Source organism: Paenibacillus sp. FSL F4-0125, assembly GCF_038008565.1.
Lineage (GTDB): Bacteria > Bacillota > Bacilli > Paenibacillales > Paenibacillaceae > Paenibacillus_AQ.
Window position 1 is genome coordinate 2,901,078 of the sequence record NZ_JBBOZJ010000001.1, and the last position, 25,785, is coordinate 2,926,862.

The 25,785-nt window shown below is 43.5% G+C and carries 28 protein-coding genes and 1 riboswitch; of the genes, 17 read left to right on the forward strand and 11 right to left on the reverse strand.

What is annotated here, in order from left to right; translation table 11 throughout:
• Positions 1-79 precede the first annotated feature (79 nt).
• Positions 80-772, forward strand: coding sequence for a pseudouridine synthase (locus NST74_RS12545; RefSeq protein WP_341112324.1), 693 nt, complete (start codon positions 80-82; stop codon positions 770-772).
• On the opposite strand, the gene thiE is transcribed toward NST74_RS12545, so the two are convergent.
• The 6 genes from thiE to NST74_RS12575 are packed head-to-tail and all read right to left on the reverse strand — an operon-like array spanning position 753 to position 5,559.
• Positions 753-1,409: a thiamine phosphate synthase gene (gene thiE / locus NST74_RS12550; protein WP_341115877.1), complete on the reverse strand. Its 657-nt coding sequence runs from the start codon at positions 1,407-1,409 to the stop codon at positions 753-755. The genes NST74_RS12545 and thiE overlap by 20 nt on opposite strands.
• A complete protein-coding gene (gene thiD / locus NST74_RS12555) occupies positions 1,399-2,226 on the reverse strand; it encodes a bifunctional hydroxymethylpyrimidine kinase/phosphomethylpyrimidine kinase (protein ID WP_341112325.1) in 828 nt (275 codons plus the stop codon). The genes thiE and thiD overlap by 11 nt, the downstream gene beginning before the upstream one ends.
• A gap of 26 nt (positions 2,227-2,252) precedes the next feature.
• Positions 2,253-3,047 carry a hydroxyethylthiazole kinase gene (gene thiM, locus NST74_RS12560; protein ID WP_076117553.1) on the reverse strand — a complete coding sequence of 265 codons (795 nt, stop codon included), beginning with the start codon at positions 3,045-3,047 and terminating at the stop codon, positions 2,253-2,255.
• 40 nt (positions 3,048-3,087) lie between these two features.
• Entirely contained in the window at positions 3,088-4,110 is a 1,023-nt protein-coding gene (locus NST74_RS12565) for an ABC transporter substrate-binding protein (protein WP_341112327.1), read from the reverse strand.
• Positions 4,107-4,871, reverse strand: coding sequence for an ABC transporter permease (locus NST74_RS12570; RefSeq protein WP_341115878.1), 765 nt, complete (start codon positions 4,869-4,871; stop codon positions 4,107-4,109). The genes NST74_RS12565 and NST74_RS12570 overlap by 4 nt, the downstream gene beginning before the upstream one ends.
• The gene (locus NST74_RS12575; protein WP_341112328.1) at positions 4,861-5,559 is read right to left on the reverse strand and encodes an ABC transporter ATP-binding protein; all 699 of its coding nucleotides are present in this window, start codon (positions 5,557-5,559) and stop codon (positions 4,861-4,863) included. The genes NST74_RS12570 and NST74_RS12575 overlap by 11 nt, the downstream gene beginning before the upstream one ends.
• Before the next feature lie 331 nt (positions 5,560-5,890).
• Positions 5,891-5,994: riboswitch (TPP riboswitch) on the reverse strand.
• 119 nt (positions 5,995-6,113) lie between these two features.
• Between NST74_RS12575 and NST74_RS12580 the strand changes: the two genes are divergently transcribed.
• The 3 genes from NST74_RS12580 to NST74_RS12590 are packed head-to-tail and all read left to right on the forward strand — an operon-like array spanning position 6,114 to position 8,436.
• The gene (locus tag NST74_RS12580; RefSeq protein ID WP_341112329.1) at positions 6,114-6,950 is read left to right on the forward strand and encodes an amino acid ABC transporter substrate-binding protein; all 837 of its coding nucleotides are present in this window, start codon (positions 6,114-6,116) and stop codon (positions 6,948-6,950) included.
• A gap of 51 nt (positions 6,951-7,001) precedes the next feature.
• A complete protein-coding gene (locus NST74_RS12585; protein WP_341112331.1) occupies positions 7,002-7,670 on the forward strand; it encodes an amino acid ABC transporter permease in 669 nt (222 codons plus the stop codon).
• Positions 7,671-7,683: 13 nt separating this feature from the next.
• Positions 7,684-8,436, forward strand: a complete 753-nt coding sequence (locus tag NST74_RS12590) for an amino acid ABC transporter ATP-binding protein (protein WP_341115879.1) — start codon at positions 7,684-7,686, stop codon at positions 8,434-8,436.
• A gap of 62 nt (positions 8,437-8,498) precedes the next feature.
• Here NST74_RS12590 and NST74_RS12595 read toward each other — a convergent pair whose 3' ends face one another.
• Positions 8,499-9,161, reverse strand: coding sequence for an S-layer homology domain-containing protein (locus NST74_RS12595; RefSeq protein WP_341112332.1), 663 nt, complete (start codon positions 9,159-9,161; stop codon positions 8,499-8,501).
• A 321-nt stretch (positions 9,162-9,482) separates the two neighbouring features.
• Between NST74_RS12595 and NST74_RS12600 the strand changes: the two genes are divergently transcribed.
• Positions 9,483-9,956 carry a Fur family transcriptional regulator gene (locus NST74_RS12600; protein ID WP_341112333.1) on the forward strand — a complete coding sequence of 158 codons (474 nt, stop codon included), beginning with the start codon at positions 9,483-9,485 and terminating at the stop codon, positions 9,954-9,956.
• Between the two features lie 272 nt (positions 9,957-10,228).
• Here the strand turns inward: NST74_RS12600 and NST74_RS12605 are convergent, their stop codons facing one another.
• The gene (locus NST74_RS12605; RefSeq protein WP_042127023.1) at positions 10,229-10,909 is read right to left on the reverse strand and encodes a TIGR00266 family protein; all 681 of its coding nucleotides are present in this window, start codon (positions 10,907-10,909) and stop codon (positions 10,229-10,231) included.
• A gap of 144 nt (positions 10,910-11,053) precedes the next feature.
• On the opposite strand from NST74_RS12605, the gene NST74_RS12610 reads away from it, so the two are divergent.
• Positions 11,054-11,260, forward strand: a complete 207-nt coding sequence (locus NST74_RS12610) for a hypothetical protein (RefSeq protein ID WP_341112335.1) — start codon at positions 11,054-11,056, stop codon at positions 11,258-11,260.
• Between the two features lie 62 nt (positions 11,261-11,322).
• A complete protein-coding gene (locus NST74_RS12615) occupies positions 11,323-12,054 on the forward strand; it encodes a class I SAM-dependent methyltransferase (RefSeq protein ID WP_341112336.1) in 732 nt (243 codons plus the stop codon).
• A 107-nt stretch (positions 12,055-12,161) separates the two neighbouring features.
• On the opposite strand, the gene NST74_RS12620 is transcribed toward NST74_RS12615, so the two are convergent.
• Positions 12,162-12,980, reverse strand: coding sequence for an AraC family transcriptional regulator (locus NST74_RS12620; RefSeq protein WP_042127028.1), 819 nt, complete (start codon positions 12,978-12,980; stop codon positions 12,162-12,164).
• A 320-nt stretch (positions 12,981-13,300) separates the two neighbouring features.
• Between NST74_RS12620 and NST74_RS12625 the strand changes: the two genes are divergently transcribed.
• The 5 genes from NST74_RS12625 (at position 13,301) to NST74_RS12645 (ending at position 17,612) form a co-directional block, all read left to right on the forward strand.
• Positions 13,301-14,074 carry a sugar phosphate isomerase/epimerase family protein gene (locus tag NST74_RS12625; RefSeq protein WP_042127031.1) on the forward strand — a complete coding sequence of 258 codons (774 nt, stop codon included), beginning with the start codon at positions 13,301-13,303 and terminating at the stop codon, positions 14,072-14,074.
• Positions 14,067-15,164, forward strand: a complete 1,098-nt coding sequence (locus tag NST74_RS12630) for a Gfo/Idh/MocA family protein (protein WP_042127033.1) — start codon at positions 14,067-14,069, stop codon at positions 15,162-15,164. The genes NST74_RS12625 and NST74_RS12630 overlap by 8 nt, the downstream gene beginning before the upstream one ends.
• A 22-nt stretch (positions 15,165-15,186) precedes the next feature.
• Positions 15,187-16,263: a Gfo/Idh/MocA family protein gene (locus NST74_RS12635; RefSeq protein WP_341112339.1), complete on the forward strand. Its 1,077-nt coding sequence runs from the start codon at positions 15,187-15,189 to the stop codon at positions 16,261-16,263.
• 26 nt (positions 16,264-16,289) lie between these two features.
• Positions 16,290-17,258 carry a sugar phosphate isomerase/epimerase family protein gene (locus NST74_RS12640; RefSeq protein WP_042127036.1) on the forward strand — a complete coding sequence of 323 codons (969 nt, stop codon included), beginning with the start codon at positions 16,290-16,292 and terminating at the stop codon, positions 17,256-17,258.
• A gap of 96 nt (positions 17,259-17,354) precedes the next feature.
• Positions 17,355-17,612 (forward strand): DUF2164 domain-containing protein, encoded by a 258-nt coding sequence (locus NST74_RS12645; protein WP_042127038.1) that lies wholly within the window; start codon positions 17,355-17,357, stop codon positions 17,610-17,612.
• A 17-nt stretch (positions 17,613-17,629) separates the two neighbouring features.
• Here NST74_RS12645 and fabV read toward each other — a convergent pair whose 3' ends face one another.
• Positions 17,630-18,820 carry an enoyl-ACP reductase FabV gene (gene fabV, locus NST74_RS12650; protein WP_042127041.1) on the reverse strand — a complete coding sequence of 397 codons (1,191 nt, stop codon included), beginning with the start codon at positions 18,818-18,820 and terminating at the stop codon, positions 17,630-17,632.
• Between the two features lie 129 nt (positions 18,821-18,949).
• On the opposite strand from fabV, the gene NST74_RS12655 reads away from it, so the two are divergent.
• The 4 genes from NST74_RS12655 (at position 18,950) to NST74_RS12670 (ending at position 23,374) form a co-directional block, all read left to right on the forward strand.
• A complete protein-coding gene (locus NST74_RS12655; protein ID WP_341112343.1) occupies positions 18,950-19,912 on the forward strand; it encodes a phosphotransferase family protein in 963 nt (320 codons plus the stop codon).
• Between the two features lie 63 nt (positions 19,913-19,975).
• Positions 19,976-20,515: an HXXEE domain-containing protein gene (locus NST74_RS12660; protein ID WP_341112345.1), complete on the forward strand. Its 540-nt coding sequence runs from the start codon at positions 19,976-19,978 to the stop codon at positions 20,513-20,515.
• 139 nt (positions 20,516-20,654) lie between these two features.
• Positions 20,655-21,719: an ABC transporter ATP-binding protein gene (locus NST74_RS12665; protein WP_341112346.1), complete on the forward strand. Its 1,065-nt coding sequence runs from the start codon at positions 20,655-20,657 to the stop codon at positions 21,717-21,719.
• Between the two features lie 188 nt (positions 21,720-21,907).
• Positions 21,908-23,374 carry a glycoside hydrolase family 43 protein gene (locus NST74_RS12670; RefSeq protein WP_341112347.1) on the forward strand — a complete coding sequence of 489 codons (1,467 nt, stop codon included), beginning with the start codon at positions 21,908-21,910 and terminating at the stop codon, positions 23,372-23,374.
• 86 nt (positions 23,375-23,460) lie between these two features.
• Here the strand turns inward: NST74_RS12670 and fabF are convergent, their stop codons facing one another.
• Positions 23,461-24,699: a beta-ketoacyl-ACP synthase II gene (gene fabF / locus NST74_RS12675; protein ID WP_341112348.1), complete on the reverse strand. Its 1,239-nt coding sequence runs from the start codon at positions 24,697-24,699 to the stop codon at positions 23,461-23,463.
• Positions 24,700-24,823: 124 nt separating this feature from the next.
• Here fabF and NST74_RS12680 point away from each other — a divergent pair, with 124 nt between their 5' ends.
• Complete coding sequence (locus NST74_RS12680; protein ID WP_341112349.1) at positions 24,824-25,672, forward strand: helix-turn-helix transcriptional regulator; 849 nt, start codon at positions 24,824-24,826, stop codon at positions 25,670-25,672.
• Positions 25,673-25,785: the final 113 nt, after the last annotated feature.

The following is a 25,785-nucleotide window of genomic DNA, read 5'->3' on the forward strand; positions in this document are numbered from 1 at the left end:
CTGATTTTGATCGTTAAAATCAGGTGTTTTTTTATGGATATAAGCAAGTGTCAGTATCAGATGGAAAGTAGGATCATTAGTGAGAATTGATAAATATATAAGCGAAACAGGCTTCTGTTCCAGAAGGGAAACGAAACGATTAATTGCTGCAGGCCGGATCAGTGTGAATGGCGTTGTCTGTGAGGCAAATATTCTTATAGAGCCAGAAGACATCGTATGGATTGATGGAGAGCCCATAACAACCAGCAAAGGGGAGCCGGTATATCTCGCTCTGAACAAGCCGATCGGTATCACCTGTACAGCTGCCCCAAATGTAGCAGGGAATATTATAGATTTTGTAGGATATCCTTCAAGGATTTTTGCGATCGGGAGATTAGATAAAAACTCGGAAGGCCTCATTCTGTTAACCAACGATGGAGATATCGTAAACAAAATGATGCGTTCCGAGAATGGACACGAAAAAGAGTATGTAGTTCATGTTGACAAGCCGATAACGCCAGAGTTCGTAAATGCAATGTCTAGTGGTGTAGACATTCTTGGCGTTACAACTAAACCTTGCGAGGTCTTTCGGACCGCGGAATGTCAGTTTAGAATTATCCTAACTCAAGGCCTTAATCTGCAAATACGCAGAATGTGCAAGGAGTTAGGATATAGAGTACTTAAACTAGAGCGAATAAGAATCATGAATATAACGATTGATGGTTTGGAGCGAGGACAGTGGCGTCCTTTGAGCGGTGAAGAGCTAAGTGAGCTTATGTCCCGCTTAAATTAACTTCGTGAATAAATCCTCTGGCTGCTAAGGCGATGTCTTCAGCGCCTGCAATCGCTGAGATCACGGAGATACCGTCCGCACCTGCAGCTAATACCGGAGCTGCATTGTGCACCGTGATGCCTCCTATACCGACCAAAGGAATCGTAATGCCGCTGTTTCTTATTTCCTCAATAACTAATGTGCCTCGAACGGCTTGGGCATCGTCTTTGGAAGAGGTAGGATAAACAGGTCCAATGCCTAGATAATCGGCTCCATCTGCTATGGCCTGCTGCGCTTCGCTGAGCGAATGAGCGGACACACCAATGATCTTATCTTCTCCAAGCAGTTGCCTAATCGCTAGGGCAGGGGTGTCCTCTTGTCCTACATGAATGCCGTCCGCATCAAGGGCGATGGCTAGATCAATATCGTCATTAACGATAAAAGGCACTCCGTTAGCACGACATATTTTTTGGAGCCGTCTTCCTAAATTAAATCTAACCTCTGCAGTTAATGCCCCGGTACCTTTTTCACGAAATTGAAACATCGTTATGCCTCCAGCGACGGCTTCTTTTAGTACTTTGGCTGGGGCTATCTGACAATTCACGCTACCCATAATGAAATAGACTTTTAATAAATCCCGTAGTTGATCACTGTCTATTCGCTTCAAGGTTCATCCCTCGCAATCTATTCTGATAAGCAAAATGATTTGTCGGACCATGTCCAGCCCCTATGCCCAGCTCGTCTTCAATCGCAGCTTGTATAAAAGCCTTTGCTATGTTTATAGCTTCAGGAACAGATTTACCCTTAGCAAGCTCGGCAGTAACTGCTGCTGAAAAAGTACAGCCTGTACCATGTGTGTGCCTGGTCTGAATTCGTTCACTCTCCATAAAGATGAACTCGTGACCATCATATAGGAGATCTACAACAGCTTTAGTCGCGGTATCATGCCCACCTTTTAGCACTACATAACTAGAGCCCATGGCATGGATGATTGTGGCCGCTTCTTTACGATCGTCGATTGTACTGATGCTCATGTTCGTAATCATTTCAGCCTCTGGAATATTAGGCGTCGTCACTAAGGCTAGCGGGAGAAGATGTTTGATTAAGGACTGGACAGCTTCTTGTTGTAGGAGTGTAGAACCGCCTTTAGCAACCATGACTGGATCAACTACAAGATTACGCCAGCCGTATTGCTGGACCTTCTCTGCTGCGACTCGAATGATGTCACTATTAAAAAGCATCCCTGTCTTCACAGCATCGGGCTTCAGATCAAGCCCAATGGAATCAAGCTGCTGAGTAATAGCTTGCAGTGATAACGGAAATACGCCTTGAACACCTAATGTGTTCTGGGCTGTCACAGCTGTTAGTGCGGACATGCCGTATACAGCAAGTTCTTGAAAGGTTTTTAGATCTGCCTGAATCCCTGCTCCGCCGCCGCTATCCGAGCCGGCTATGGTTAAAGCTTTGGATATCATGATTACGTTCACTCCTTTGTATGTCGTTATCTGAGTTGCTTGATTATTGATTTCTCTTTATACGTTTCAGGTGTGACCAAACTCAATTGATTAAGGAACTCCATTTGAAAGCTCCCCGGACCTTTGCCAGTAGTTAGTTCAGCGGAAATTTCAGCAGCTACTCCATAGAATGAGATGGCTTCCACTGCGGCCGCAAGAGATGCCCCTTCACTTACCGCTAGAAATGCCCCGACTACTGCACTAAGCAGACATCCGGTTCCCGTTACTTTCGTTAGAATAGGGTGACCGTTGCTAGTAATGTAGGTGTTAACTCCATTGGTGATAACATCGTCTTTTCCGGTGATGATAACTACACAACCTAACTTCCGCGCGGCAGTCTCAGCTAAGACGACTACATCGCCATCCCCTTCGCCTGCATCCACCCCTTTAATAGACCAGCTTTCACCAATTACATTGGCAACTTCAGCCACATTCCCACGCAGAGCGGTAATTTGCATCTCATTCACTAGCTTTTGAGTGACAGCTGTTCTATATGAAGTTGCTCCCGCACCTACTGGATCAAGAACTAAGGGAACCCCGTGCTTATTCGCAGATTGTCCTGCGAGCACCATGGATTGAATGGCATAGTCATTCAGTGTGCCGATATTTAGTACTACTGCAGCTGAAAATGCGGCGATATCCACCACTTCTTCGTGAGCATCCGCCATAAAGGGTGAGGCACCGAGCGCCAAAAGCCCGTTTGCTGAGAAGTTGGCTACGACGATATTGGTGATATTGTGGACCAGTGGATTGGATTCCCGTACTTTGGATAGATAACTCATGATATTTCCTCCTCAAGTTTAATGAGCAAATAGCTAATGGTTAAAGATTGATAAAAGCATCCTCAGCCTTGATGTCGGTAGACAGTAAATCATTGTCGGATAGCCACTGTCGTACCTTTTCCCAAGACGTTGGCTCTTGATAACCAAAATTTTGGTCACCTGCATTCATTAGAGGCAGAAGAATCTCCATGCTCTTTTCTTCTATTTCCTTATCTAGTGGAGAGGTCGCATCTTCGTGTGCAAGCAGTAACTTTAACGCTTTTTCCGGGTTATCCTGTACAAATTGTTGTCCTTTTGTAATGGCGCTTAGAAACTTTTTGAAGTAGGACTCAGAATTTTGTACCCCTTGCTCGCTGGCGACAAGGACTAGCTCGTAATAATCGGGTACTCCGAAGTCTGTGGGATTAAACGAGTGAACGGGATGCCCTTCTTTTTCGAGAATTAATTGTTCGTGGTTAATGAACCCGCCAATAATGGCATCTACCTGCCCGGTCGCAATGGCTGGAATAAGGTCGAAGCCTACATCGATTAGTTTACTGGCGTTAGGGTCACCCCCGTCGTTCTGGATCATTGTACGAATCATGGCTTCATAAAGTGGGATGGAAGAATACCCAATTTGTTTACCTGTAAGGTCTTTAGGACTTTGGATATCTCCGGACTGAGGCACCATTAAATGATTAAGCGGATGCCTTACAATCGCTGCAATCGAACGTACTGGAATCTTCTCACTACGTGCCATAAGCACCTGAGGCTGATAACTAAGCGCTAAATCAACTTGATTCGCTGCTACAAGCTTTAGTGCATCATTGGTGTCTGCCGGCATTTGGATCTCTACATCCAGACCTTCCTCTTGGAAATAACCATTTTGCTCAGCCGCATATAAAAATGAGTGAACGGCATTGGGATACCAATCGAGCATGATTGTCAGCTTGTGCGTTTGTTTGTTTTCGCTATTTGAAGAATTACTTACTTTGGATGTATTTCCGCAGCTGCTTAAGATTAGGACAAAACTGATGAGATATAAGGGTATAAGCCATTTTTTTTGAATGATTAATGTATTCATCGATTAGATCCTCTTTTCTTTAAAAAAAATGCTTCTAGCAGAGCTATCATCAGAAACAGCGTCACACCGAGCGCGGACAACAGAAATACTGCGGCGAACATTTCGTCACTTTGCATATTCCCAGCCATTCTTCGGCTAAAGTAACCGAGTCCTTTGCTGCCGCCGAGCCATTCGCCGATGGTTGCTCCAATTACACAGTACACAATGGATAGCTTTAGTCCTGAGAAAAAAGAGGGCAGCGCCAGCGGGATTTGTGTTTTTGTAAGCAGTTGCCAGCGGTTTGCACCAAAGGTTAATAATAAATCCTTATATGCCTGACCACTTGTACGAAGCCCATCATATGTACTCACAACGACTGGAAAAAAAGCAGTCAGAAAAACTACAGCGACTTTGCTCCACAGCGTATATCCGAACCACATAATAAAAATGGGGGATAGCGCAATTAATGGGATCGTTTGACTGATAATAAGGAAAGGATAGATGGCCTTTTCAAGCGGTCGAAATAAGAACATTCCAGTACCCAGCAATGCACCACAGAAAACCGAAAGTACAAAACCTACTAATATTTCCTGCAGCGTCGCCAATAAATGCTGTCCGAGTAATTGCTTATGCTCGATCAATGCGATACCTATTGCAGAAGGAGCAGGGAGGATAAAAGCTGGAATCCAGTGAAGACGAACAGCAGATTCCCAGATCGCAACAACGAACAACACTAGTAAAATGAAGGGGCCATAATTGTCTAGTTGTTTTTTAAAAGGCATGGGCTGCATACAGTCTCCGCTCCAACTCTTCCCGCAATGCTGTAAAACGGGGTTCATAGTTCATTTTGTAATGTCTTGGCCTCGGCAAATCAACAACGATCTCCTGTAATTCGCTATGTGCGCCTCCAGACATTAAATAAATCCGATCGCTTAGTAATAGTGCTTCTTCGAGATCATGGGTGATGAGCATCACTGTTTGGTTCAGTTCATCCCAAAGCTCTAACAACCAACGGTGTATCTCACGTTTGGTCATAGCGTCGAGCGCTCCAAACGGTTCATCTAGCAGCATAAGACTGCCACCGCCGCCAGCTACTAGCGTGCGCAGAAATGCGACCCGCTGTTTCATACCACCGGATAGCTCATGAGGGTATGCCTTCTCAACATCAACTAAACCGAAGCGTGACAGCAGGTCTCGAATGTGTGAAATTGTCTGTTGTTTAGTGGACCTTGGCTTAATTTCCCAGGGTAAAAGGCAGTTGTCGAGCACCGTTCTCCATGGTAATAGCAAATCCTGCTGCGGCATGTATGCGATCTGACCTAAGCGAGTAGATGCCGCTGGCCGACCTGAATGAATCATTATTTTTCCATGAGTGGGTTCTAGCAAGCCTGCTATGGTTTTGAAAAGCGTGCTTTTTCCGCATCCGCTAGCCCCGATAACAGCGACAAACTCGCCTTGCTTAATATCCATGGTTAAGTTTGCAAATACAGGGAGCTGTTTAGACTCAGGAAAAGAGTAGGCTAAGTCTTGAATGGATAGGATTGTCGTGATGATCGAACCTCCTAAAAGTTTTGTATAGCATAGCTTCTTGAGGAAGTTCGTACAAAACTCGCAACGAAAGCATATGCCTAAGTTTTGTATAGCATAGCTTCTTGAGGAACTTCGTACAAAACTCGCAACGAAAGCATATACCTAAGTTTTGTATTTAAAAGTAAACAAATAAAGACCCATTCATTTCCGGAGGGAAACAAATGGGTCAAAAAGTTCATTCTGCATAGGAAGACTAAAAAATGCATGGGATGAAAATTCTGCTCCACTTCCCTCCGCTGGTATGATCCAGATCAGGTTCCAAGGGTCCGAAGCTTAAAGCTCCGTCTCAGTCGGCCGACTCCCCTAGTGAAATAACAGGTCCATATTTAATTTGTTTATAAATATACCATAACTTTCTGAGATGTAAAGAGAGGATATTATGAAGAATTATTATAAGAATGGGCAATATAAGGGTAAAGAGAGGGGATTCTATAATGAAAAAACTCAGTTTAACTATTCTAATGGTGTTAACCGTGGTGTTTGTAGCGGGGTGCGGCAATAATTCGAATACCGATACTTCCAAGAACTCTTCAGCTGGAACGAATGGCGGAACTGCTGCAACTGCGAAAAATAGCTTGGAAGCTGTTAAAGCGAGCGGCAAATTACGGATAGGAACCGAAGGAACCTATGCACCCTTTACGTATCACGATGCATCGGGAAAACTGACTGGTTTTGACGTAGAAATTGCAGAGGAAGTAGCAAAGCGTCTCGGTGTTGACCCTGAATTTTCTGAGACACAGTGGGACGGTCTCTTTGCCGGATTGGACGCTAAGCGGTTTGATGTTATTTTTAACGAAGTATCCATTAATGAAGAGCGTAAAGCGAAATATGATTTCTCTGAGCCATACATCGTATCTAAAGCGGTATTGATTGTGAGTGAAAACAATGAGGATATTAAAGCATTTGCGGATCTTAAGGGTAAAAAATCAGGACAATCTCTGACCAGTAATCTATCCGAAATCGCCCGTGAGAACGGTGCTGAAATCGTTGCTGTAGACGGCTTCAATCAAGCGGTGGATTTACTGACCTCAGGCCGCATTGATGCAACGGTAAATGATGGATTGTCTTATCTGGACCTGAAAAAGCAGAAGTCTGAAGTGAAAATTAAAGTGGTGGATGAGATTCCTAATGGTTCGGAAAGTGCCGCTGTATTCCTAAAAGGAAACGACGACTTGGTAAAGGCAGTTAGTGATGCAATTATTGAAATGAAGAGCGATGGAACTTATTTAAAGATTTCTGAGAAATACTTTGGTGCTGACGTTTCAAAATAATTCAAGGTTTCAGATGCTAAACTAGCCTGGAGCTAAAAAGGATGTCTGAAAATGGATGACCGCAAAATACAAATTTTTTTAGATTCACTGCTACCCCTGTTAAAAGCGGGGGTGGCTTTTACCATTCCTTTAGCATTGATATCCTTTGTACTGGGACTGATAATAGCGATTTTAACTGCACTGGCTCGTCTATCCCCATGGGTACTTCCGATGCTAATCGCTCGTTTTTATGTATGGGTCATTCGCGGAACCCCATTGTTAGTACAATTATTTATTATTTTCTATGGTTTGCCCGCAGTTGGCATTGTACTAGACCCATTTATAGCCGCGACCATTGGGTTTACACTTAGTGTTGGGGCTTATTCATCTGAAATTGTACGTGCTGCTATCCTGTCGATACATAAAGGTCAGTGGGAAGCGGCCTTCTCCGTTGGGATGACTCGTGCGCAAGCGCTTCGACGCATTATTCTTCCACAAGCTGCCCGTGTCTCTATACCGCCGTTATCGAATTCCTTCATTAGCTTGGTCAAAGACACTTCTCTGGCAGCGACCATTACTTATACGGAGATGTTTAGAACAGCACAGCAGGTTGCTTCCACCACCTATGAGCCACTGTTGATCTACTGCGAAGCAGGGTTGTTCTACTTACTATTTTGCTCAGTGTTGTCAGCACTGCAAAATTACTTGGAGAAACGACTGAGTCGTTTCTCTGCGAGCTAAAGGAGGGACTATGATGATTGAAATACTTAATTTGCATAAATCCTTCGGTGAGCTGCAGGTATTAAAGGGTCTTGATCTCAGGATGGAACTTGGTAAGGTTCTGGTCATTATAGGCCCATCAGGCTCTGGCAAAACAACGCTTTTACGCTGTTTTAATCTGCTTGAAGTCCCTGATCAAGGAAGCTTATCACTCAGCGATATTAAAATTAATTTCTCGGAAAACAAGAAAATCCCGCAGAAGTCCATTTTGGCGTTACGTCAAAAAACAGGAATGGTCTTTCAATCCTATAATCTTTTTCCGCATATGACTGCACTTGGCAATGTGATGGAGGGACAAGTGACTGTTCAGAAACGATCCAAGGATGAAGCACGCGGACGTGCCCTTCAGTTGTTAAGTAAAGTAGGTTTGGCAGACAAAGCGGATGCTTATCCGCACCAACTGTCAGGTGGTCAGCAGCAACGGGTTGCCATCGCTCGTGCTATGGCAGTAGATCCAGAGGTGCTATTGTTCGATGAACCCACCTCGGCGCTCGATCCTGAGTTGGTGGGGGAAGTGCTTAAAGTTATTAAACAGTTGGCAGCAGAAGGAATGACAATGGTGATTGTGACTCATGAAATGAAATTTGCTGCCGATGTGGCTGACCGGATCATTCTGATGGATGGAGGCTATATTCTGGAGCAAGGGGCTCCGCAAGAAGTCCTTGAGCACCCGAAACATCCTCGTGCGCTGCAATTTCTGAATAGAATTAGTGGTGAAGAAGGATAGAAGAAGATCAACACGCAAAAAAAGCAGTTCAGGTTTATACCTGCGCTGCTTTTTCGAATTGATTAGGATTTAATACCGGTCTTAAGAAATTCCAAAGCGTTATAGAGCATAATGGCAGCTTCGGCACGCGTAATTTCGCTCTTCGGATTAAACTTCCCGTTAGCGTCTAAGCTATTGATCTTGTATTTAAGCGATCGTTGAACACTGCCTTGATAGGTAGGGCTGAGCGCAGAATCGTCAGCGATATCTACTGGCACAATATTTATCATTGGCAGATTACCAATGCCTTCGACTCCTTGTACTAAGTAATTCGTGAACTCTTCTTTGCTCATTGTTTTGGTAGGATCAATATCTTTGGGAAGCTTGACATGGTTGTAGTAAGCATTGATAAACGCTTCAGCATACCATGCATTATCTTTGACTTTAGTGAACAAGCCGCTGGCAATAGGTGCTTTGTTGAAATCAATGGCCGCAAGGCTAAGCTGGAGACCCCCTGAGATGAATTGAATTCCTTGAGCTGTTGTTACTTTGGAGCTAGGCACGAATTGGGATTCGCTAACCCCTTTAATTAAGCCTTGATTCTTTAAAGAAATGATCTTTTCTTTACCGTTTATGTTATCAATATCCTTAAAGGTATTTCCGGCTGCAAATATTTGGCCACCCAAAGAGAAGGAGAGAATGGTAACAGTTGTAATCGCGGCTAACGTTCTTTTTTTCATATGCATGGTCATTTCACCTCGTTGTATGGATAGGCCTCGTGGCCGCTATCAAATAATTAAACGCAGAAAAATATGGAAAGGTTGCGGTCAAACCTATATAATTTCACGAAAAAGTAGAATTTGGCAGAAAAATAGGCAGGAATGAATGAAAGAACTTTGGATAAGAGAGCTAGAATGTTATAATGATGTCAGGCTCTATTCATTCGTGATTATTTTTGATATGATTATATCGTAACGATTACTATTTACGTTTAATATTTTGATGCATAAATGGGTGCGTCTCAGTGGATACGGATGTTAAATCATTCCGGGAAGGTAGGAGATCAAATGGATCAAATTTCAAATATCAGTCAGCTGTTTGCGGCGCAAAAGTATAAATTAACGCCCCAGCGTGAAGCTATAGTGAAAATATTGCTCGACAATGAGAAAGATCATCTTAGTGTAGAAGAAGTATATATGCTTGTTAAGAACAGCTATCCGCATTTAGGGCTGGCAACGGTATACCGTACACTTGAGCTCTTATGCGAGCTTCACATTGTTGAAAAGATGAATTTCGGAGATGGAGTTGCTCGATACGATCTGCGCGGGAACGATCATTCCCACATGCATCATCATTTGATATGCAGCGTGTGCGGCAGGTTGGAGGAAATTAAGGATGACTGGCTGGTGGAGCTGGAGAAAAGAGTGGAACGTGAATATGGCTTTAACGTCACGGATCACCGTCTTGATTTCAAAGGTACTTATGGCACATGTAAACGAGCAGGCTGCAAAAAAGAAAAAGCAAACAAAGCGGTCTCTTAAGCCGCTGTCTAACTAAAAGAAGAAGCTGTCTCAGAAGTAGTAAATACTGCTTATGGGCAGCTTCTTTTTCGGAAAGTGATATGAATGGAAATGGGGAAAACCTCCCTATAAATCGGCGAAATATCTATATGTCACAACAAATCAGTTGAATTATAGGGAGATATTCCTTAATTTGCACGCAAACAGCGCTTCTTAAAAACCGGAGAAGCGCTACAGTGCGTTTTAAACAGTTAAAGGAGATCCTACTTATGGGAAAGCCTATGTCATTTTTATTAGCTTCGAGTGGGCACGAAGGATTTAATCCATGTTCCAAAGCTTCCAGGGTTACGGCTTTGCACGAGGATCACACCTTCACCGCGGAATCGGCAGACGAGCGCTTCACCACTGGTTAAACTGTTTAACCAGCCAGAGGCTGCTTTTTCTACCTTGTAGTCCATATAATCTGGCCAAGCGACAAGATGCCCATTGTCAATAATCATCTCTTCACCAGGTGCTAAGTTAATGGCGTGGATGGCTCCGAAGGAGGACAGGAATACAGTTCCTCTACCACTGATTTCTACAATGAAGAAGCCCTCACCAGAGAAGAGACCGCGCGTTAAATTTTGCATTTTGGTATTGACTTGAATGCCTTCCGTTCCGGCTAAGAAACCATCCTTTTGAACTAACAACTTATATGAACCATCTAATTCGATAGCTTGGATATCACCCAAGGATCCAGGAGACAGTAGTACCTCACTTTGACCACGGATAGCTCTGAGCTCCTGAAAGAAGAACTTTTCTCCGCTCAGCATTCTTCCCAGACCTCGCATAACTCCGCCATCAGCGGTTCCTTTTAATTCGACGTTGGGAGACATTGCAACCATAGCGCCCATTTCAGCTTTAACGCTTTCGCCTGGATCCAGATATACCTTCAGCATTGCAAATGCACCTTCGTACAAAACATCATATCTCATCACTAAAACCTCCGAATCTATTTAAATAAGTTAGAACACTAGCAGTGATCTCATTGTAACGGATTTCCTGCTGCGCTCATAGTCTGAATTATGTTAAAATATAGTTGTCTTATAGTTCACCAATGAATAGGAGAGTGGTGCCACATGGCACGAACCAAAACACAAAAAGCCTTGTTAAAGGCAGAGCGCTCAGGCACCTGGTGCGCAGCTCAAAGTCGAAGATCCAATAGGGATTATGGCGCCATTTCACAGCATGTACGATTAACGCCGAGTAAGCAACAGCAACTGAATAAGAATAAACACAAGGAGCGGATCTTCCAAGATGATGCTCCTTTTCATTTGGCAATTTGATAAGGTGATATAACTAAGAATATACTGATAGAAGACATAGATGGATAGGAGATATGTAACTAATGAAACAAAACAAATATGACGATACGAATTTCTTCTCAGCGTATAAACAAATGCCACGTTCCATTGGGGGACTTGAAGCCGCAGGAGAATGGCATGTACTAAAGTCACTCCTCCCAGATTTACATAATAAAAGTGTTCTTGATTTAGGCTGCGGATTTGGCTGGCACTGTTTGTATGCACGTGAGCAGCAGGCAAGTTCAGTCATTGGCATAGATATCTCTGAAAAAATGCTTCAAGAAGCGCGTGAAAAAACAAACGACCCAGCAATCTCTTATATCCAGATGCCGATTGAGGATATTGATTTTGCAAGCGAACAATTTGATGTGGTCATTAGTTCACTGGCCTTTCATTATATCGAGTCCTTTGAAGCTATTTGCCGTAAGGTACATACTTACCTAAAGCCAGGCGGCAGTTTTATTTTTTCAGTGGAACATCCCATCTTTACTTCTCGAAATGAACAAGACTGGTATGTGGATGACCAAGAAAAACGTCTACATTGGCCTGTCGATTATTATCAGTCTGAGGGATTGCGTGAGACCACTTTCTTAACAGAAAATGTGATTAAGTATCACCGCACCATCTCAACCTATTTCAATGACTTGATTGAAGCCGGGTTTGCTATCAAAGCAGTTAGAGAGCCTAAGCCTTCAGATGAAATGAAAAACGATCCGTGGATGAAGGACGAGGATCGAAGACCAATGTTCCTAATTATTTCAGCTGAAAAACAATAATCTCACCAACTAGAGTTTTGTATGAGTATTGAAGCAAGGGCTATCCCTGAAGTAGTTTATCTACTAAAAGGGACAGCCCTGTTTTCATTTATGCGGTGTATCTTTAATCATACTTGTGCTCTGCTGTGTACACGGTACTGTCTAGGCGACATGCCGAATCGACTTCGGAATACGCGGTGAAAATAAGTGTAATTTGCAAAACCACAGGTTTCGGCTACTTGCTCCAGCGGCATTGGACTGAAGGTTATTCGTTCTCTCGCCATCTCTAACCGGACATCATTTACATATTTAATAATGCTGGTACCGAAGGCTTCCTTAAACAAATGAACGGCACGGGAGACAGATATATCTACATGCGCTGCAACATCCTCCAAGAGAAAAGGCAAGGTTGCATGTTCCTCTACATATTGCTTCATGCGGTAAGCTAAGTAACCTTTTGGTGAAATGGCTGGCTGATCTGTAATGAGGCGGTCGATTTCCATACATAGGATTTGTAAATAACAGGCGGATATCGCTGGTGAGAAATCCGAAAGACGTCTATGCTCAAGAATCAGCTGGCGAAACAAGCCAAGAAAATTCTCACTTAAAGGCACACTTAAGAGTGAGGGTCTCTGAGCACGTTCCCACCATTCAGCAATCCATGTTCCTTCACAAAAAATATGATAATCTCCGCTTTCAATCCGCGGCTTACCTACAGGATACTCTTCCTTATCAATGATTAAATAATAAGGATCATTAGGAGCGAAGAGCATGATATCGCCGCTCTCCACAGGAGTCATCACACCGTCGATCATTGCTCGGCTTCGACCCTCTGTTTGCAGACGAATTAAATAGTTCTGATTTCCATGACTATGGGACATATGAAAAGGTTTGCGGTGAAAAGAAAATCCGGCGGATAATACGTGGCAGGTAGTTGATTGAGTCATGGTTCCTCCTTGATGTTCAGAAATGATAATCAGATTGTTCATGTTTTAATCATATTATTCATTTTATTATATACGCTTTCATATTACTATGTACCTAAGCAATAAAGAAAGAAATCGACCATCTACGCTATACGGAGTCGATATTAGCTATGCAAACAAGAATGGCAGTTAAAGGAAACTAATGGGAATCAGATTAGTCAATTCTGCAACAGCATTATTGTTCAAGTGATTGCTGCTATTGATCTCTTTGGGGACGAGCAGCGGAAAGAAGTTTAAACGAATTAGTAAGCTAACCCTAAACCCATTGGAGTGATAAGAACATGCTGAAGATAGGTCTGCAATTGTACACACTTAGAGAAGAACTGGAACAGGATTTCGAAGGAACACTGCGCAAGGTGGCAGCCCTTGGATATAAAGGTGTAGAGTTTTTTCACTTTTTCGGTCGTACTGCAGCAGAAGTTAAACAATTGCTAAATGAGCTTGGATTGGTCGCGCTCGGCGCACATCGTCCTTATGACGCATTGTTGAATGATACAGAAGCAGAGATTTCTTACAATCTTGAGATTGGAAATCCTCATTTGATTGTTCCTTATCTGTCAGAAGAACAACGTAACTATGAAGAAGTTGCCGCGAACCTGAAGATTATTGGAGAAAAATGCAAAGCGGGCGGAGCGGTTCTTCTGTATCACAATCATGATTTCGAATTAACGGATAAATATGGGGATAGTGACCGAACTGCTTTTGATGGATTGTTTGAAGAGGTGCCGGCTGACCTGCTGCAAGTGGAAATGGATACTTGCTGGGTACATCATGCGGGCTATGATGCGGTTGAATATATCAACAAGTACGCAGGTCGACTGCCGATCATCCATCTGAAGGATCTGAAGAAACACGAAGACGGTTCACCAGAAACGGTTGTACTAGGTGAAGGTGAAGTGAACCTTACTGCAATTTTAGATGCAGCTGTTCAGGCAAATGTGGAGTGGGCAGTAGTAGAACAGGATTTCTGCAGTCGTTCACCATTAGAAAGTGTAGAAGATAGTTTGAAATGGGTAAAAGCATACGCAAATCAAGGAGGAAAAGTTCATGTCTAATAAGTTGAGAATTGCTATTGTAGGTTGCGGTGGGATCGCAAATGGAAAACATATGCCAAGTTTGTCACGTCAGAAGGATGCTGAAATGGTAGCTTTCTGCGATATCGTTGAAGAACGTGCTCAGGAAGCAGCTAAGACCTATGGTGCTGAGGGTGCTGCTGTTTACACAGATTACACTGAGCTATTGAAAGCTGGCGGTTTTGATATTGTTCATGTTTGCACACCGAATGACAGTCACTCCGTGATTACTATTGCTGCATTGGAAGCAGGTAACCATGTAATGTGCGAGAAACCAATGGCTAAAACCACTGCCCAAGCACAAGAAATGTTGGACGCTGCGAAGCGTACGGGGATGAAGTTGTCTGTCGCTTACCAGAACCGTTATCGTTCGGATAGTGAATACCTTAAAGCACTCTGCGAAAACGGCGAACTAGGTGATATCTATTATGCAAAAGCAATTGCCCTTCGTCGTCGTGCGGTTCCTACTTGGGGCGTGTTCCTGGATGAAGAAAAGCAAGGCGGCGGCCCACTGATCGATATCGGTACGCATGCACTTGATCTTACTTTATGGATGATGGATAATTATAAACCACGCAGTGTTATGGGTTCGTCTTTCCATAAGCTGAGTAACCGAAAGAACGCTGGAAATGCCTTTGGTCCATGGGATCCTGAGCAATTTAAGGTAGAAGATTCAGCTTTTGGATTTATTACCATGGAAAATGGTGCTACAATTGTACTTGAATCCAGCTGGGCACTAAATGTATCTGAGTATCGAGAAGCTCAAACGCTTCTTGCAGGTACAGAAGGTGGTGCAGATATGAAGGATGGTCTGCGCCTAAACGGTGACCGTGGTGGACGTCTGTATGAGACCAAAGTAGACTTGTCTGCTGGTGGAGTAGCGTTCTTTGATGGAGGACAGGAAAATGAATCTGATCGTGAAGCTCGCTTGTGGCTTGAGGCGGTTAGAGAAGACAAGGAACCTGTAGTTAAACCTGAGCAGGCCCTCGTTGTTACTCAAATCTTGGAAGCTATTTATGAATCTTCACGTACAGGTCGCGCTGTGTATTTTGACGGCACATCAGATAATTAATAGAGAATCAGGAGTGGAAGTCATGAGCTCAAACATACATTCCGTAGTCATCGTTGGCTTTGGAGGAATGGGGAAATATCACGCAGAATTAATTAAGGAGAATAATTCCTTAGAAGTGGCAGGAACATACGACGTACTTGAAGCACGTCGTACGGACTCCATCAAAGCTGGCTACAAGGTATATGAAAGTTATGAAGAAGTATTAGCAGATCCTTCAGTTGAGATCGTTCTTATTGCTACACCAAATGATGTGCACAAAGAAATTGCAGTACGTGCGCTCCAAGCCGGAAAACATGTTATTTGTGAGAAGCCGGTGGCTATGTCGAAGGAAGAGCTTCAAGAAATGCTGGCCGCTGCGGATGCAGCAGGACGTGTGTTCATGGTTCACCAGAATAGACGTTGGGATGAAGATTTCTTAACGATCAAGAAAATGTATGATCAAGAGACAATCGGCTCGTTGTTCCAGATTGAATCCCGTGTACATGGAGCGAATGGTATTCCTGGGGACTGGCGTCATGTCAAGGCACAAGGTGGAGGTATGCTGCTGGATTGGGGCGTTCATTTATTGGACCAGCTTTTATTTATGATCGACAGCAAAGTTACCAGTGTGAGCAGCAGCCTGAGCTTTATTCTAGGCAATGATGTAGATGATGGTTTTGAAGCCATCCTACAATTTGAAAATGGGATAAAAGCTATCGTTGAGGTTGGTACAACCAACTTCATCACATTGCCTAGATGGTATGTGAAGGGTATTGAAGGCACGGGCATTATCGAGGATTGGTCTTTAACAGGTCGTTTAGTCACTAGAAACACTGAAGGTGAAAAGATCGAACCTAAGCCTATTCGTGCAGGTGTTGGATTAACTAAAACGATGGCACCTCCTTCTGAAGGGGCTACCATTACAGAAGCTTTACCTCAACCAGCCGATATAGGTTCTAGCTTCTATGACAATTTCGCAGCCGTAATTGAGGGTACAGCCGAACCAATCGTTAAGAATGCCGAAGTAATGCGTGTTCAGAATTTGATTGAGGCTATTTTTGAATCTGCTGAGAAGAATCAAGTGCTGAAAGACTTCGATATGTATGGTGAAGGTAAGTAAACTATTTGCAAAAGAGGTGACTTACATTGAAACTTGGAGTATTTATGGTCTTGTTTGGCGGTCGTAAGCTAGAGGATGCTCTTGATTATGTAGTGTCCAAAGGACTAAAGGCGGTAGAGATTGGTACAGGAGGTAATCCCGGTAACAGTCACTGCAATCCTAAGATGCTTCTCGAGAATGAGACAGCATTGAAAGAATTTAAACATGCTGTGGAATCCCGTGGATTGACGATCAGTGCACTGAGCTGTCACGGAAATCCGCTACACCCACAAAAAGAGCTTGCTCAGAAGGATCATGAGGACTTTGTGAACTCGGTCAAATTGGCGCAGAAACTAGGCATTCCAGTCGTTAATACGTTCTCTGGATGCCCAGGTGATCATGAGGGTGCCAAGTACCCGAACTGGCCGGTAGCACCATGGCCAAATGATTATCAAGAAATTCTGGATTGGCAATGGGAGAATAAAGTGATTCCTTACTGGACCGAATGGGGAGCTTTTGCCGCAGAGCACGATGTGAAAGTCGGTCTTGAGCTCCATGGCGGATTCTCCGTACACACACCTGGTACACTTCTGCGCTTGAGAGAAGCTGCGGGTGAGGTTATCGGAGCTAACCTTGATCCGAGTCATATGTGGTGGCAAGGAATTGATCCGGTACAGGCGATTCATATTTTGGGCCGCCAAGGTGCGATCCATCATTTCCATGCTAAAGATACTGTTATTGATCCGGTTAATGTTAATATGCATGGCTTAACAGATATGCAATCCTATACCAAAATGCTTGACCGTGCATGGCAATTCCGTTCGGTCGGCTTTGGACATGATCTTAAGACTTGGGCTGACATTATAAGTGCTCTTCGTTTAGTCGGTTATGATTATGTAGTTAGTATTGAGCATGAAGATGGACTGATGTCTGTAGAAGAAGGCTTCTCCAAAGCTGTAAGTAATCTTCAACAAGTATTGATTGAGGAGCCACTAACAGAAATGTGGTGGGTTTAAAATCAATTGTATAGACATAAGAAATGACGTGCGCAAGCACGTCATTTTTCCTGTATTAATGATCTGAATTTTAAACCTAAAAATTGGAGGACGAGCATGCAGCCGATAAAAATACAGAGAGAACATAAACTTCAGATTACATCCAGTATTCAGGATTATTTTGATACGGAGCTATCTAGCGAAATTGGTCAATTAGCAAGTGAGAATCTTCTGGATTTTATGCTCAAAGAACTCTCACCTTATATTTACAACCAAGCACTGGCAGACGCCCGTAAAGTGATTGAACAAAAGATGATTTCTGTAGAAGAAGAATTGTATGCACTTGAGCAACCATTAACACTTGGCAAAAGATAGTCCGAACAAGATGTTGTTTACCGCAGATTGGTAATCGTTACGTCTGGATCAGTCTCTGCTTCGTAATCTACACCTTCAGTCTCGAAACCAAATAACTGGAAGAACTCCTGTTTGTAGCTTTCTAGATCTGTTAATTCATAGATGTTGTCTGTACTGAGTTCATCCCAGATTTGACTCACTTGATGCTGTACAGCCGGAGACAGCTCCCAGTCGTCTATTCGGATACGGCCTTCTTCGTCCACAGGAGTTCCTTCGACTGCGTAGAGACGTTCTGTGAATAAGCGATAGGTTTGTTCAATACAACCTTCATGAAGCCCTTTTTCTTTCATGACTTTGTATAGCGCAGAAGTGTAGAGAGGGACGACAGGAATTGCCGAGCTAGACTGTGTGACAAGACCTTTCGTAACCGCTACATAGGCCCGACCGCCAATACTAGATAGTTCTTCGTTAAGCGTATGTGCTGTGGATTCGAGATGATCTTTTGCACGTCCAATCGTTCCTTTACGATAAACGGATTGGGTGATTTCTGGTCCGATATAAGAGAAAGCGATTGTGGTGGCATGATCGGCCAAAGCGCCGGCTTGCTGGAGTGCTTCAATCCAAAGCTGCCAATCGTCACCACCCATGACACGAATGGTATCATCGATTTCCTTCTCGGCTGCAGGCTCGATAGAAATTTGGCTGACCTCACCCGTATGAAAGTTTACGGTTTTATTCGTGTAGGTATCTCCTATAGGTTTAATTACGGAGTTATAAACTTCACCAGTTACAGGATCTGTTCGGCGAGCTGAAGCAACGCTGTAGATGACGAGATCAACTTGTCCCAACTCACTGCGGATCAGTTGTATAGTTCTTTCCTTCGTCTCCTTGGAGAAGGCATCACCAGTTACACTGAAGGATTGAAGCCCGGCTTTCTCTGCAAGCTCTTCAAAAGCTGCTGAATTGTACCATCCAGCAGACGCTGTACGGGCTCCGTTGCTGCTGCTCTGACGGTAGACGCCTATTGTGCTAGCTCCAGCCCCAAAGGCGGCTGTAATCCGTGAGGCGAGGCCGTATCCTGTAGAGGCACCAATGACAAGCACCTTGCGCGGTCCTTTAATCTCGGGTTGTGTCTGAATATATTCGATTTGCCGCTCTACTTGACGAGCGCATCCTTGCGGATGTGCGGTAGTACAGATAAAGCCGCGTGTTCTAGGTTTGATAATCATGATAATGGTTTCCTCTCTTTCATGAAAAGCAGGCTAATGATACTCGGTAGTTCTAATTTTAACAATTTTCATTCAAATGGAGAAGGCTTGTTTATTGTGTGTAACTTATTTCTTAATGGTGGTGAGACCTTGGAAAGTTTTACTAAAACGAAAATATCAACAGAGCAACAGAATGATCTGGTCGGTGCCGCTTTTGGAAGTCATGTGAGCATTGATCGAAGTACCGAGCTGACGGGAGGTTATTTTAACGCAGCCTATGATCTTCTTTTATCAGACGGAAGAGCTATGATTCTTAAGATAGCGCCATCCGATGAAACAGACACCCTAAGTTATGAGCACGATATTATGGCTGTCGAGGTTGCGGCAATGCGATTGATGAAGTCAAAAGGAACAGTACCTGTGCCTGAGGTATACGCTTATGATAACAGTAAAAAATTGATTTCGAGTGAGTTTTTTTTCATGGAGAAAATAATTGGTCAGCCCTATAATGAGATTAAGGAAGAACTAAGTCCGCAGCAGAGAATAAGTATTGAGACAGAGTTAGGTCATTATTGTCAGTTAATTAATGAGATTCATGGTGAACGTTTCGGATTATATAGTGCGTCCACACCAGTAAAGGGAACTTCATGGCGGGAAACATTTCAGCTTTTGATAACGAACTTGCTTGAAGATGTACGTCGTTTAAAGGCAGAGATGCCCGTTCCGATTGAAACCATTGAGGCAGGGATCATTAGCCGCTTACATGTTATGGATGTAGTCACTGAGCCTCGTCTTGTACACTGGGACTTATGGGATGGCAATGTATTCGTGCGAGAGGGCCGCATTGTTGCATTGATTGATTGGGAACGGGCACTTTGGGGCGATCCGCTTATGGAGTATTATTTTCGCTATATAGAGAATTCAGAGCATTTTTGCAGAGGTTACGGAAATAGCTTCGACAACCCGAATGAATGTGCCCGCAAAAAACTCTACGATTTATATATCGACTTAATTTACTTTATCGAGTGTTATTCGCGTAACTACGATAGCCAAGGTCACTTTAAGTGGGCGCATGATAATTTGCTGGAGGGCTGGAAGAGATTCATGGCTTAACACAATTTTGACACATTTACAGCGTAGAAGAGAAGGAGGAAGAGCGGGAGGAGAGGGACGCTAGTGTTTGAATGGCTGAGTGTACATATTAATGAAGTGAGTTTGCTGTGGCTGCTGCCGATACTATTTATGTTTCACGATTTTGAAGAAATTTTAGTTATCGAAGCTTGGAGTGGCAAATATGGAACGAGAGTCGAAGCAGCTATACCACCGTTTATGCGCAAAATGTATACCTCGATGATGCACATGACTACACGTAACTTTGCTTTGGATGTATTATTCGTGTATATTTTGATAGTGGCAGTAACCTGCTTTGCAGTTTTCTTTTCATACTATTTATTGTATTTGGCTGTTCTTGCAGTGTTCTTCTTCCATGTATTTACTCATCTAGGACAGACTATTTATTTGAAAATGTATACACCTGGAGTTGTTACAGCAGTACTAGTAGTTCTTCCTTATTCTCTTTATGCGTATTATCGACTGTTGGATGACGGCGTGGTATCTATTGCAGATATCGGGCTGTCCTTGGTAGTTGTACTTCTTTTACTTCCACCTTTGATGTGGTTGCTTGTGAAGAATAGAACACGAAATAAACAGAACTAGTACTAAAGTCTGCTGCTAGACGTATTTTTTTCAGAAAAATCTTGACTAGAACCCTTAAAACTAGATAAAATAATACTTATTGCTTACAACATGCTGAGAATCATTATCATAATTGACGAGGAAATGAGAGGGTGACAAGATGGAGCGCCTTTTAGAGGTAAAAGACTTAGCGATATCATTCAAAACACACGGTGGAGAGGTACAAGCGATCCGTGGTGTTAGCTTCCATGTAGATAAAGGTGAAACTCTAGCGATTGTTGGGGAGTCAGGTTCCGGTAAAAGTGTAACCTCACAAGCGGTTATGAAGCTAGTTCCTACACCACCAGGAGAATATAAACGCGGACAGATTCTGTTTGATGGACAAGATTTAATTGGCAAGACTGAGAAGCAAATGCAGAAAATTCGTGGTAAAGAGATCGGTATGATTTTTCAGGATCCAATGACCTCATTGAATCCAATGATGAAGGTCGGCAGACAAATTACTGAAGTGCTTCTCAAACACGAGAACATCTCCAAGGCTGATGCGAATAAACGTGGGGTTGAGCTTCTCAATCTTGTAGGTATTCCATCACCGGAACGCCGCTTTAATCAATATCCACATGAATTCAGTGGTGGTATGCGTCAACGTGTTGTTATTGCAATGGCACTTGCTGCGAACCCTAAGCTTCTGATTGCGGATGAGCCGACTACAGCGCTTGACGTAACGATTCAAGCACAAATCCTTGATTTGATGAAGGAATTGCAGAAGAAGATTGATACGGCTATTATTTTTATCACCCATGATCTCGGGGTTGTAGCAAGAATGGCAGATCGTGTAGCAGTAATGTATGCTGGACAAATAGTCGAAATGGGAACAGCGGAAGAGATCTTCTACGATCCAAGACACCCATACACTTGGGGCTTGCTGGCTTCCATGCCAAGTTTGGAGAGCAAAGGATCTTTGCTTACAGCGATTCCGGGTACACCACCCGATCTGATCAAACCGCCTAAGGGTGATGCTTTCGCACTACGTAGCACTTACGCTATGCAGATTGACATGGAGAAAGAGCCGCCTATGTATAAAGTTTCAGATACACATATGGTGAAGTCATGGCTGCTGCATCCGATGGCTCCTAAGGTTGAGCCGCCGGAAGTTGTTAAGAAGAGACAACGTGTGCTTAAGAACACTTATCCAGAGCCTGTTTTAGTGGAAAATAACGCTTAATAAGCGGTTAACTTATTAGAATTTAAATTAATAACGTCAGGCCATTTCGATGGCTTGGCGTTTTTTTATGTCCAAAAGTTCACTATTATTTAAATAAATATGAATTAATACGTGTTTACTTAAATAAAAGGATAGACTATTGCACGTTTTCGTTTCAAAATGAAAAGGCATACATAGGGGGTATAACGATGAGAAAAGCCATTATGACTACAATGATTAGCGTTTCATTATTAGCAGTAACAGCGTGTAATGACAATTCAGCTAGTTCCAGCAATACAAATCACGTAACTGACTCTGCGCAGCCTGTCTTCAAAAATGTATCTGTACATGATCCGTCGATCATTATGGCAGATAATAAATACTATGTGTTTGGTTCTCATTTAGCATCTGCTAAATCAAATGATCTGATGTCTTGGTCTCAGCTGTCCTCAGGAGTGGTAGCAGGAAATGTACTCATTCCTAATGTTAAAGAGGAGTTTGCTGAAGCATTAGAATGGGCACAGACGGATACCTTATGGGCACCGGATGTTATCCAATTGGCGGACGGTAAATATTATATGTATTACAATGCTTGTAAAGGGGATTCCCCGTTGTCTGCACTCGGCATAGCCGTGTCGGATAATATTGAAGGACCCTATAAGAATAAGGGCGTCATTCTGAAGTCAGGTATGATGGGCATGGGTGATGATGGAGAAATGTATGATGCCACTCAAAAGCCAAATGTAGTAGACCCGGATGTGTTCTTTGATAAAGAAGGGAAGCTGTGGATGGTCTACGGTTCTTATTCCGGTGGTATTTTCATTATGGAACTAGATGCTAATACAGGCTTCCCGCTGCCGGATCAAGGCTATGGCAAAAAGCTTCTGGGTGCGAATCATGCTCGGATAGAAGCCCCATATATGCTGTATAGTCCGGAAACGGATTACTACTATCTGTTCCTATCATATGGAGGGTTGGCAGCAGATGGTGGCTATAACATCCGTGTAGCTCGCTCAAAGGCGCCTGATGGACCATTCGAAGATTCTCAGGGTCAGGATATGATTCATGCACAAGGATCGCCTACGGTATTGTTCGATGATCCTGCATATGCGCCTTACGGAATGAAGCTTATGGGGAATTTCGAATTCCTGAATACGGATGATGAGCTGCCAGTGAGTGGAGAAGGATATGTATCACCAGGTCATAACTCTGCATTTTATGATGAAGAGAATGGCAAGTATTATCTGATCTTCCATACACGGTTCCCAAATCGTGGTGAAAAGCATGAGGTGAGAGTTCATCAGATGTTTATGAATAGTGAGGGGTGGCCAGTTGTAGCCCCACACCGTTATGGAGGAGAGAACATTGAGAAATACACGAAAGAGCAAATTTCAGGTGAATACAAATATGTGAACCATAACAAAGAGATAACGGCTGATATCGTGCAGTCAGAACTGATTGAATTGACTAAGAGCGGAAAGATTAAAGGAGCGGTTAAAGGAAAGTGGAAGCTTATCGATGATCATACGGCTGAACTTACTATTGACGGTGCTACTTATTATGGGGTGTTCCTGAGAGAGTGGAATGAAGCTACTGCCAGTAACGTTATGACGTTTACTGCAGTTTCCAAAGAGGGGATCTCTATTTGGGGGAGCCATGTATCTGCAATGGAATAATAGAATTTTATAAAAAATAGGAAGTGGAAACGGGGTTCCAATTAGTCCTGACGACTAAGCTGGAACCCCGTTTTGTGGATGAATGGTCAGTCTTCAAACTTCCGAATCACAATGACAGCATTATGCCCGCCGAAACCAAAGGAGTTAGACATGCCTATAGTAAGATCGGTTTTTCTAGCCATGTTCGGGACATAATCAAGATCACAAATGGAATCTTTGACCTCCTGATTAATGGTAGGGGGGATGATTCCTTCTTGAATGCTCTTAATTAGGGCGATGGCTTCTAGACCACCGGCCGCCCCTAAGGCATGTCCAGTCATGGACTTATTAGCGGTTACGGGGATCTGGTAGGCTTGATCGCCGAATAACTTCTTTATCGCAAGGGTCTCGGAGCGGTCACCTACTACTGTACTAGTGGCATGGGCGCTGATTACATCCACCTCCTCCGGCTGGAGATTGGCTTCATTCAGTGCCAATTTCATTGCTTGATAAGCACCGATTCCTTCTGGATGCGTGGCGACCATATGGTAAGCATCAGAGCTGGCACCATAGCCGATAACTTCTCCGTGGATCTTGGCATTTCTACGCTTAGCGTGAGAAAGTGATTCTAGAATAACTATTCCACCGCCTTCACCGATAACAAATCCATCACGCTCCCCGTCAAAGGGGCGACTCGCCTTAACAGGCTCCTCATTTCGAGTGGATAAGGAGGTGGCATTGCCGAAACTGGCTAAGGATATTTCAGTAATGGCTGCTTCTGAACCACCAGCAATTACAATGTCGGCACCTCCGTAACGGATTAACCGGAAGGCCTCACCGATCGCCGTATTCCCAATAGAACACGCAGTTACTGGAGACATTGTAGGTCCCATGGCGCCTAATTTAATGCTGATCATCGCTGCAGCCATATTAGAGATCATCATGGGAATTAATGTGGGACTTACCCGATCCGGTCCACGATCTTTAAGCACGCTCCCTTGCTCCATCAAGGTCTGAATTCCACCAACGCCTGATCCTACGTAAACTCCGAGGCGCTCCTTGTCAATCTTATCAAGCTGTAGACCGGAATGTGTCCATGCATCTTCAGCGGCGGCGAGGGCGAACTGACTAAATCTATCCATTCTGCGAGCTTCTTTACGACCGAATCTGGCTTCTGCATCGAAGTCATGCACGATTCCCGCGATTTTGGTCTTAAAGTTAGAAGTATCAAATGAAGTGATTGGGGATATACCCGACTCACCAGAAACTAGACGATCCCAGAATTGCTCTATTGTATTTCCAAGGGGCGAGATTAAGCCCATCCCTGTAATAACTACGCGCTCCATAGTGAACCTCCTCAACTAGTGTATATAGGTATTTTTCCACTAATTTTATCCTATTACAAGTTATCGTTTATCCTAGTATAATTTGTACTATACTAATGATTGCAACAGAGAGGAGAGAAAGCGTATGGGTAATCAGACGAGATTACAGGCATTATCAGATTTCTTAAAAGCACGTCGTGCAGCGATCTCACCCGGCTCTGTTGGATTGCCAGAAGGTACACGCAGGAGAACGCCTGGGCTTCGAAGGGAAGAAGTTGCACAACTAGCGGGGGTAAGCAGTACCTGGTATACGTGGCTAGAGCAGGGTAGGGATATTAAAGTATCTTCGTCCGTTCTAGATTGTATTGCAACAGCTCTAAAGCTGACTCCTGATGAGCGGAAGTATCTTTTTGCACTGGCATTAGAGACTGGAACAGGAAACGTTCTATTTCAGCAAGAAGAATCCTCTGTAATCAGTCCTTCTCTACAGAAGATTTTACAGGAGCTTAAGACCTGTCCCACGATTATTTCAGACCGACGTTGCGGGATTGTAGGTTGGAATGAGGCGGCAGCACATGTGTTTCTTGATTTCTCCAAGCTGCCCATTGAGGAGAGAAACATGATTCGGTTGTTATTTGTTCGCAAGGAGTTCAGACGTTTAGCTGTAAATTGGGAACAATTCGTAAGCGGTTATCTATCCATCTTCAGAGCTTATTACGGACAATATGTTGAGGATCGCTGGTACGATGAATTTATAGAGGAATTAAAGGGACTACACCCAGCGTTTAATGAAATGTGGGAACAAAGCCGTGTAAGCTCAGCTCCGGATGTCCTACTGGAGTTCAGACATGCCAAAGCTGGGAAAATGTTATTTCATTTAACCTCGCTACAGGTTCAAGGCAGCACAGATTTACGCTGTAGTATTTATACACCTGCCGCTGATTCGAATACTGAAATCAAGCTGAAGCAGCTTATGGAGCAGCATAAAGAATGACCAAGTTCCAGCCTGCAAGGTTTTCTTAAAGGCTAATACGCTTACTCATAGAAAACGAGAGTGTCCGCCAGCCATTTACGTGGCTAAGGACACTCCCGTTTAAACATTGGAAG

Bases quoted from the DNA above. Each gene is read 5' to 3' on its own strand.
- fabV (WP_042127041.1), bottom strand. From the start codon at position 18,820: ATGATTATCAAACCTAGAACACGCGGCTTTATCTGTACTACCGCACAT.
- NST74_RS12590 (WP_341115879.1), top strand. From the start codon at position 7,684: ATGATTGAAATACTTAATTTGCATAAATCCTTCGGTGAGCTGCAGGTA.
- fabF (WP_341112348.1), bottom strand. From the start codon at position 24,699: ATGGAGCGCGTAGTTATTACAGGGATGGGCTTAATCTCGCCCCTTGGA.
- thiD (WP_341112325.1), bottom strand. From the start codon at position 2,226: ATGATATCCAAAGCTTTAACCATAGCCGGCTCGGATAGCGGCGGCGGA.
- thiM (WP_076117553.1), bottom strand. From the start codon at position 3,047: ATGAGTTATCTATCCAAAGTACGGGAATCCAATCCACTGGTCCACAAT.
- NST74_RS12605 (WP_042127023.1), bottom strand. From the start codon at position 10,909: ATGAGATATGATGTTTTGTACGAAGGTGCATTTGCAATGCTGAAGGTA.
- NST74_RS12580 (WP_341112329.1), top strand. From the start codon at position 6,114: ATGAAAAAACTCAGTTTAACTATTCTAATGGTGTTAACCGTGGTGTTT.
- NST74_RS12670 (WP_341112347.1), top strand. From the start codon at position 21,908: ATGAGAAAAGCCATTATGACTACAATGATTAGCGTTTCATTATTAGCA.
- NST74_RS12600 (WP_341112333.1), top strand. From the start codon at position 9,483: ATGGATCAAATTTCAAATATCAGTCAGCTGTTTGCGGCGCAAAAGTAT.
- NST74_RS12665 (WP_341112346.1), top strand. From the start codon at position 20,655: ATGGAGCGCCTTTTAGAGGTAAAAGACTTAGCGATATCATTCAAAACA.
- NST74_RS12595 (WP_341112332.1), bottom strand. From the start codon at position 9,161: ATGCATATGAAAAAAAGAACGTTAGCCGCGATTACAACTGTTACCATT.
- NST74_RS12565 (WP_341112327.1), bottom strand. From the start codon at position 4,110: ATGAATACATTAATCATTCAAAAAAAATGGCTTATACCCTTATATCTC.
- NST74_RS12615 (WP_341112336.1), top strand. From the start codon at position 11,323: ATGAAACAAAACAAATATGACGATACGAATTTCTTCTCAGCGTATAAA.
- NST74_RS12620 (WP_042127028.1), bottom strand. From the start codon at position 12,980: ATGACTCAATCAACTACCTGCCACGTATTATCCGCCGGATTTTCTTTT.
- NST74_RS12575 (WP_341112328.1), bottom strand. From the start codon at position 5,559: ATGGATATTAAGCAAGGCGAGTTTGTCGCTGTTATCGGGGCTAGCGGA.
- NST74_RS12625 (WP_042127031.1), top strand. From the start codon at position 13,301: ATGCTGAAGATAGGTCTGCAATTGTACACACTTAGAGAAGAACTGGAA.
- NST74_RS12585 (WP_341112331.1), top strand. From the start codon at position 7,002: ATGGATGACCGCAAAATACAAATTTTTTTAGATTCACTGCTACCCCTG.
- NST74_RS12645 (WP_042127038.1), top strand. From the start codon at position 17,355: ATGCAGCCGATAAAAATACAGAGAGAACATAAACTTCAGATTACATCC.
- NST74_RS12570 (WP_341115878.1), bottom strand. From the start codon at position 4,871: ATGCCTTTTAAAAAACAACTAGACAATTATGGCCCCTTCATTTTACTA.
- NST74_RS12610 (WP_341112335.1), top strand. From the start codon at position 11,054: ATGGCACGAACCAAAACACAAAAAGCCTTGTTAAAGGCAGAGCGCTCA.
- NST74_RS12630 (WP_042127033.1), top strand. From the start codon at position 14,067: ATGTCTAATAAGTTGAGAATTGCTATTGTAGGTTGCGGTGGGATCGCA.
- NST74_RS12680 (WP_341112349.1), top strand. From the start codon at position 24,824: ATGGGTAATCAGACGAGATTACAGGCATTATCAGATTTCTTAAAAGCA.
- NST74_RS12635 (WP_341112339.1), top strand. From the start codon at position 15,187: ATGAGCTCAAACATACATTCCGTAGTCATCGTTGGCTTTGGAGGAATG.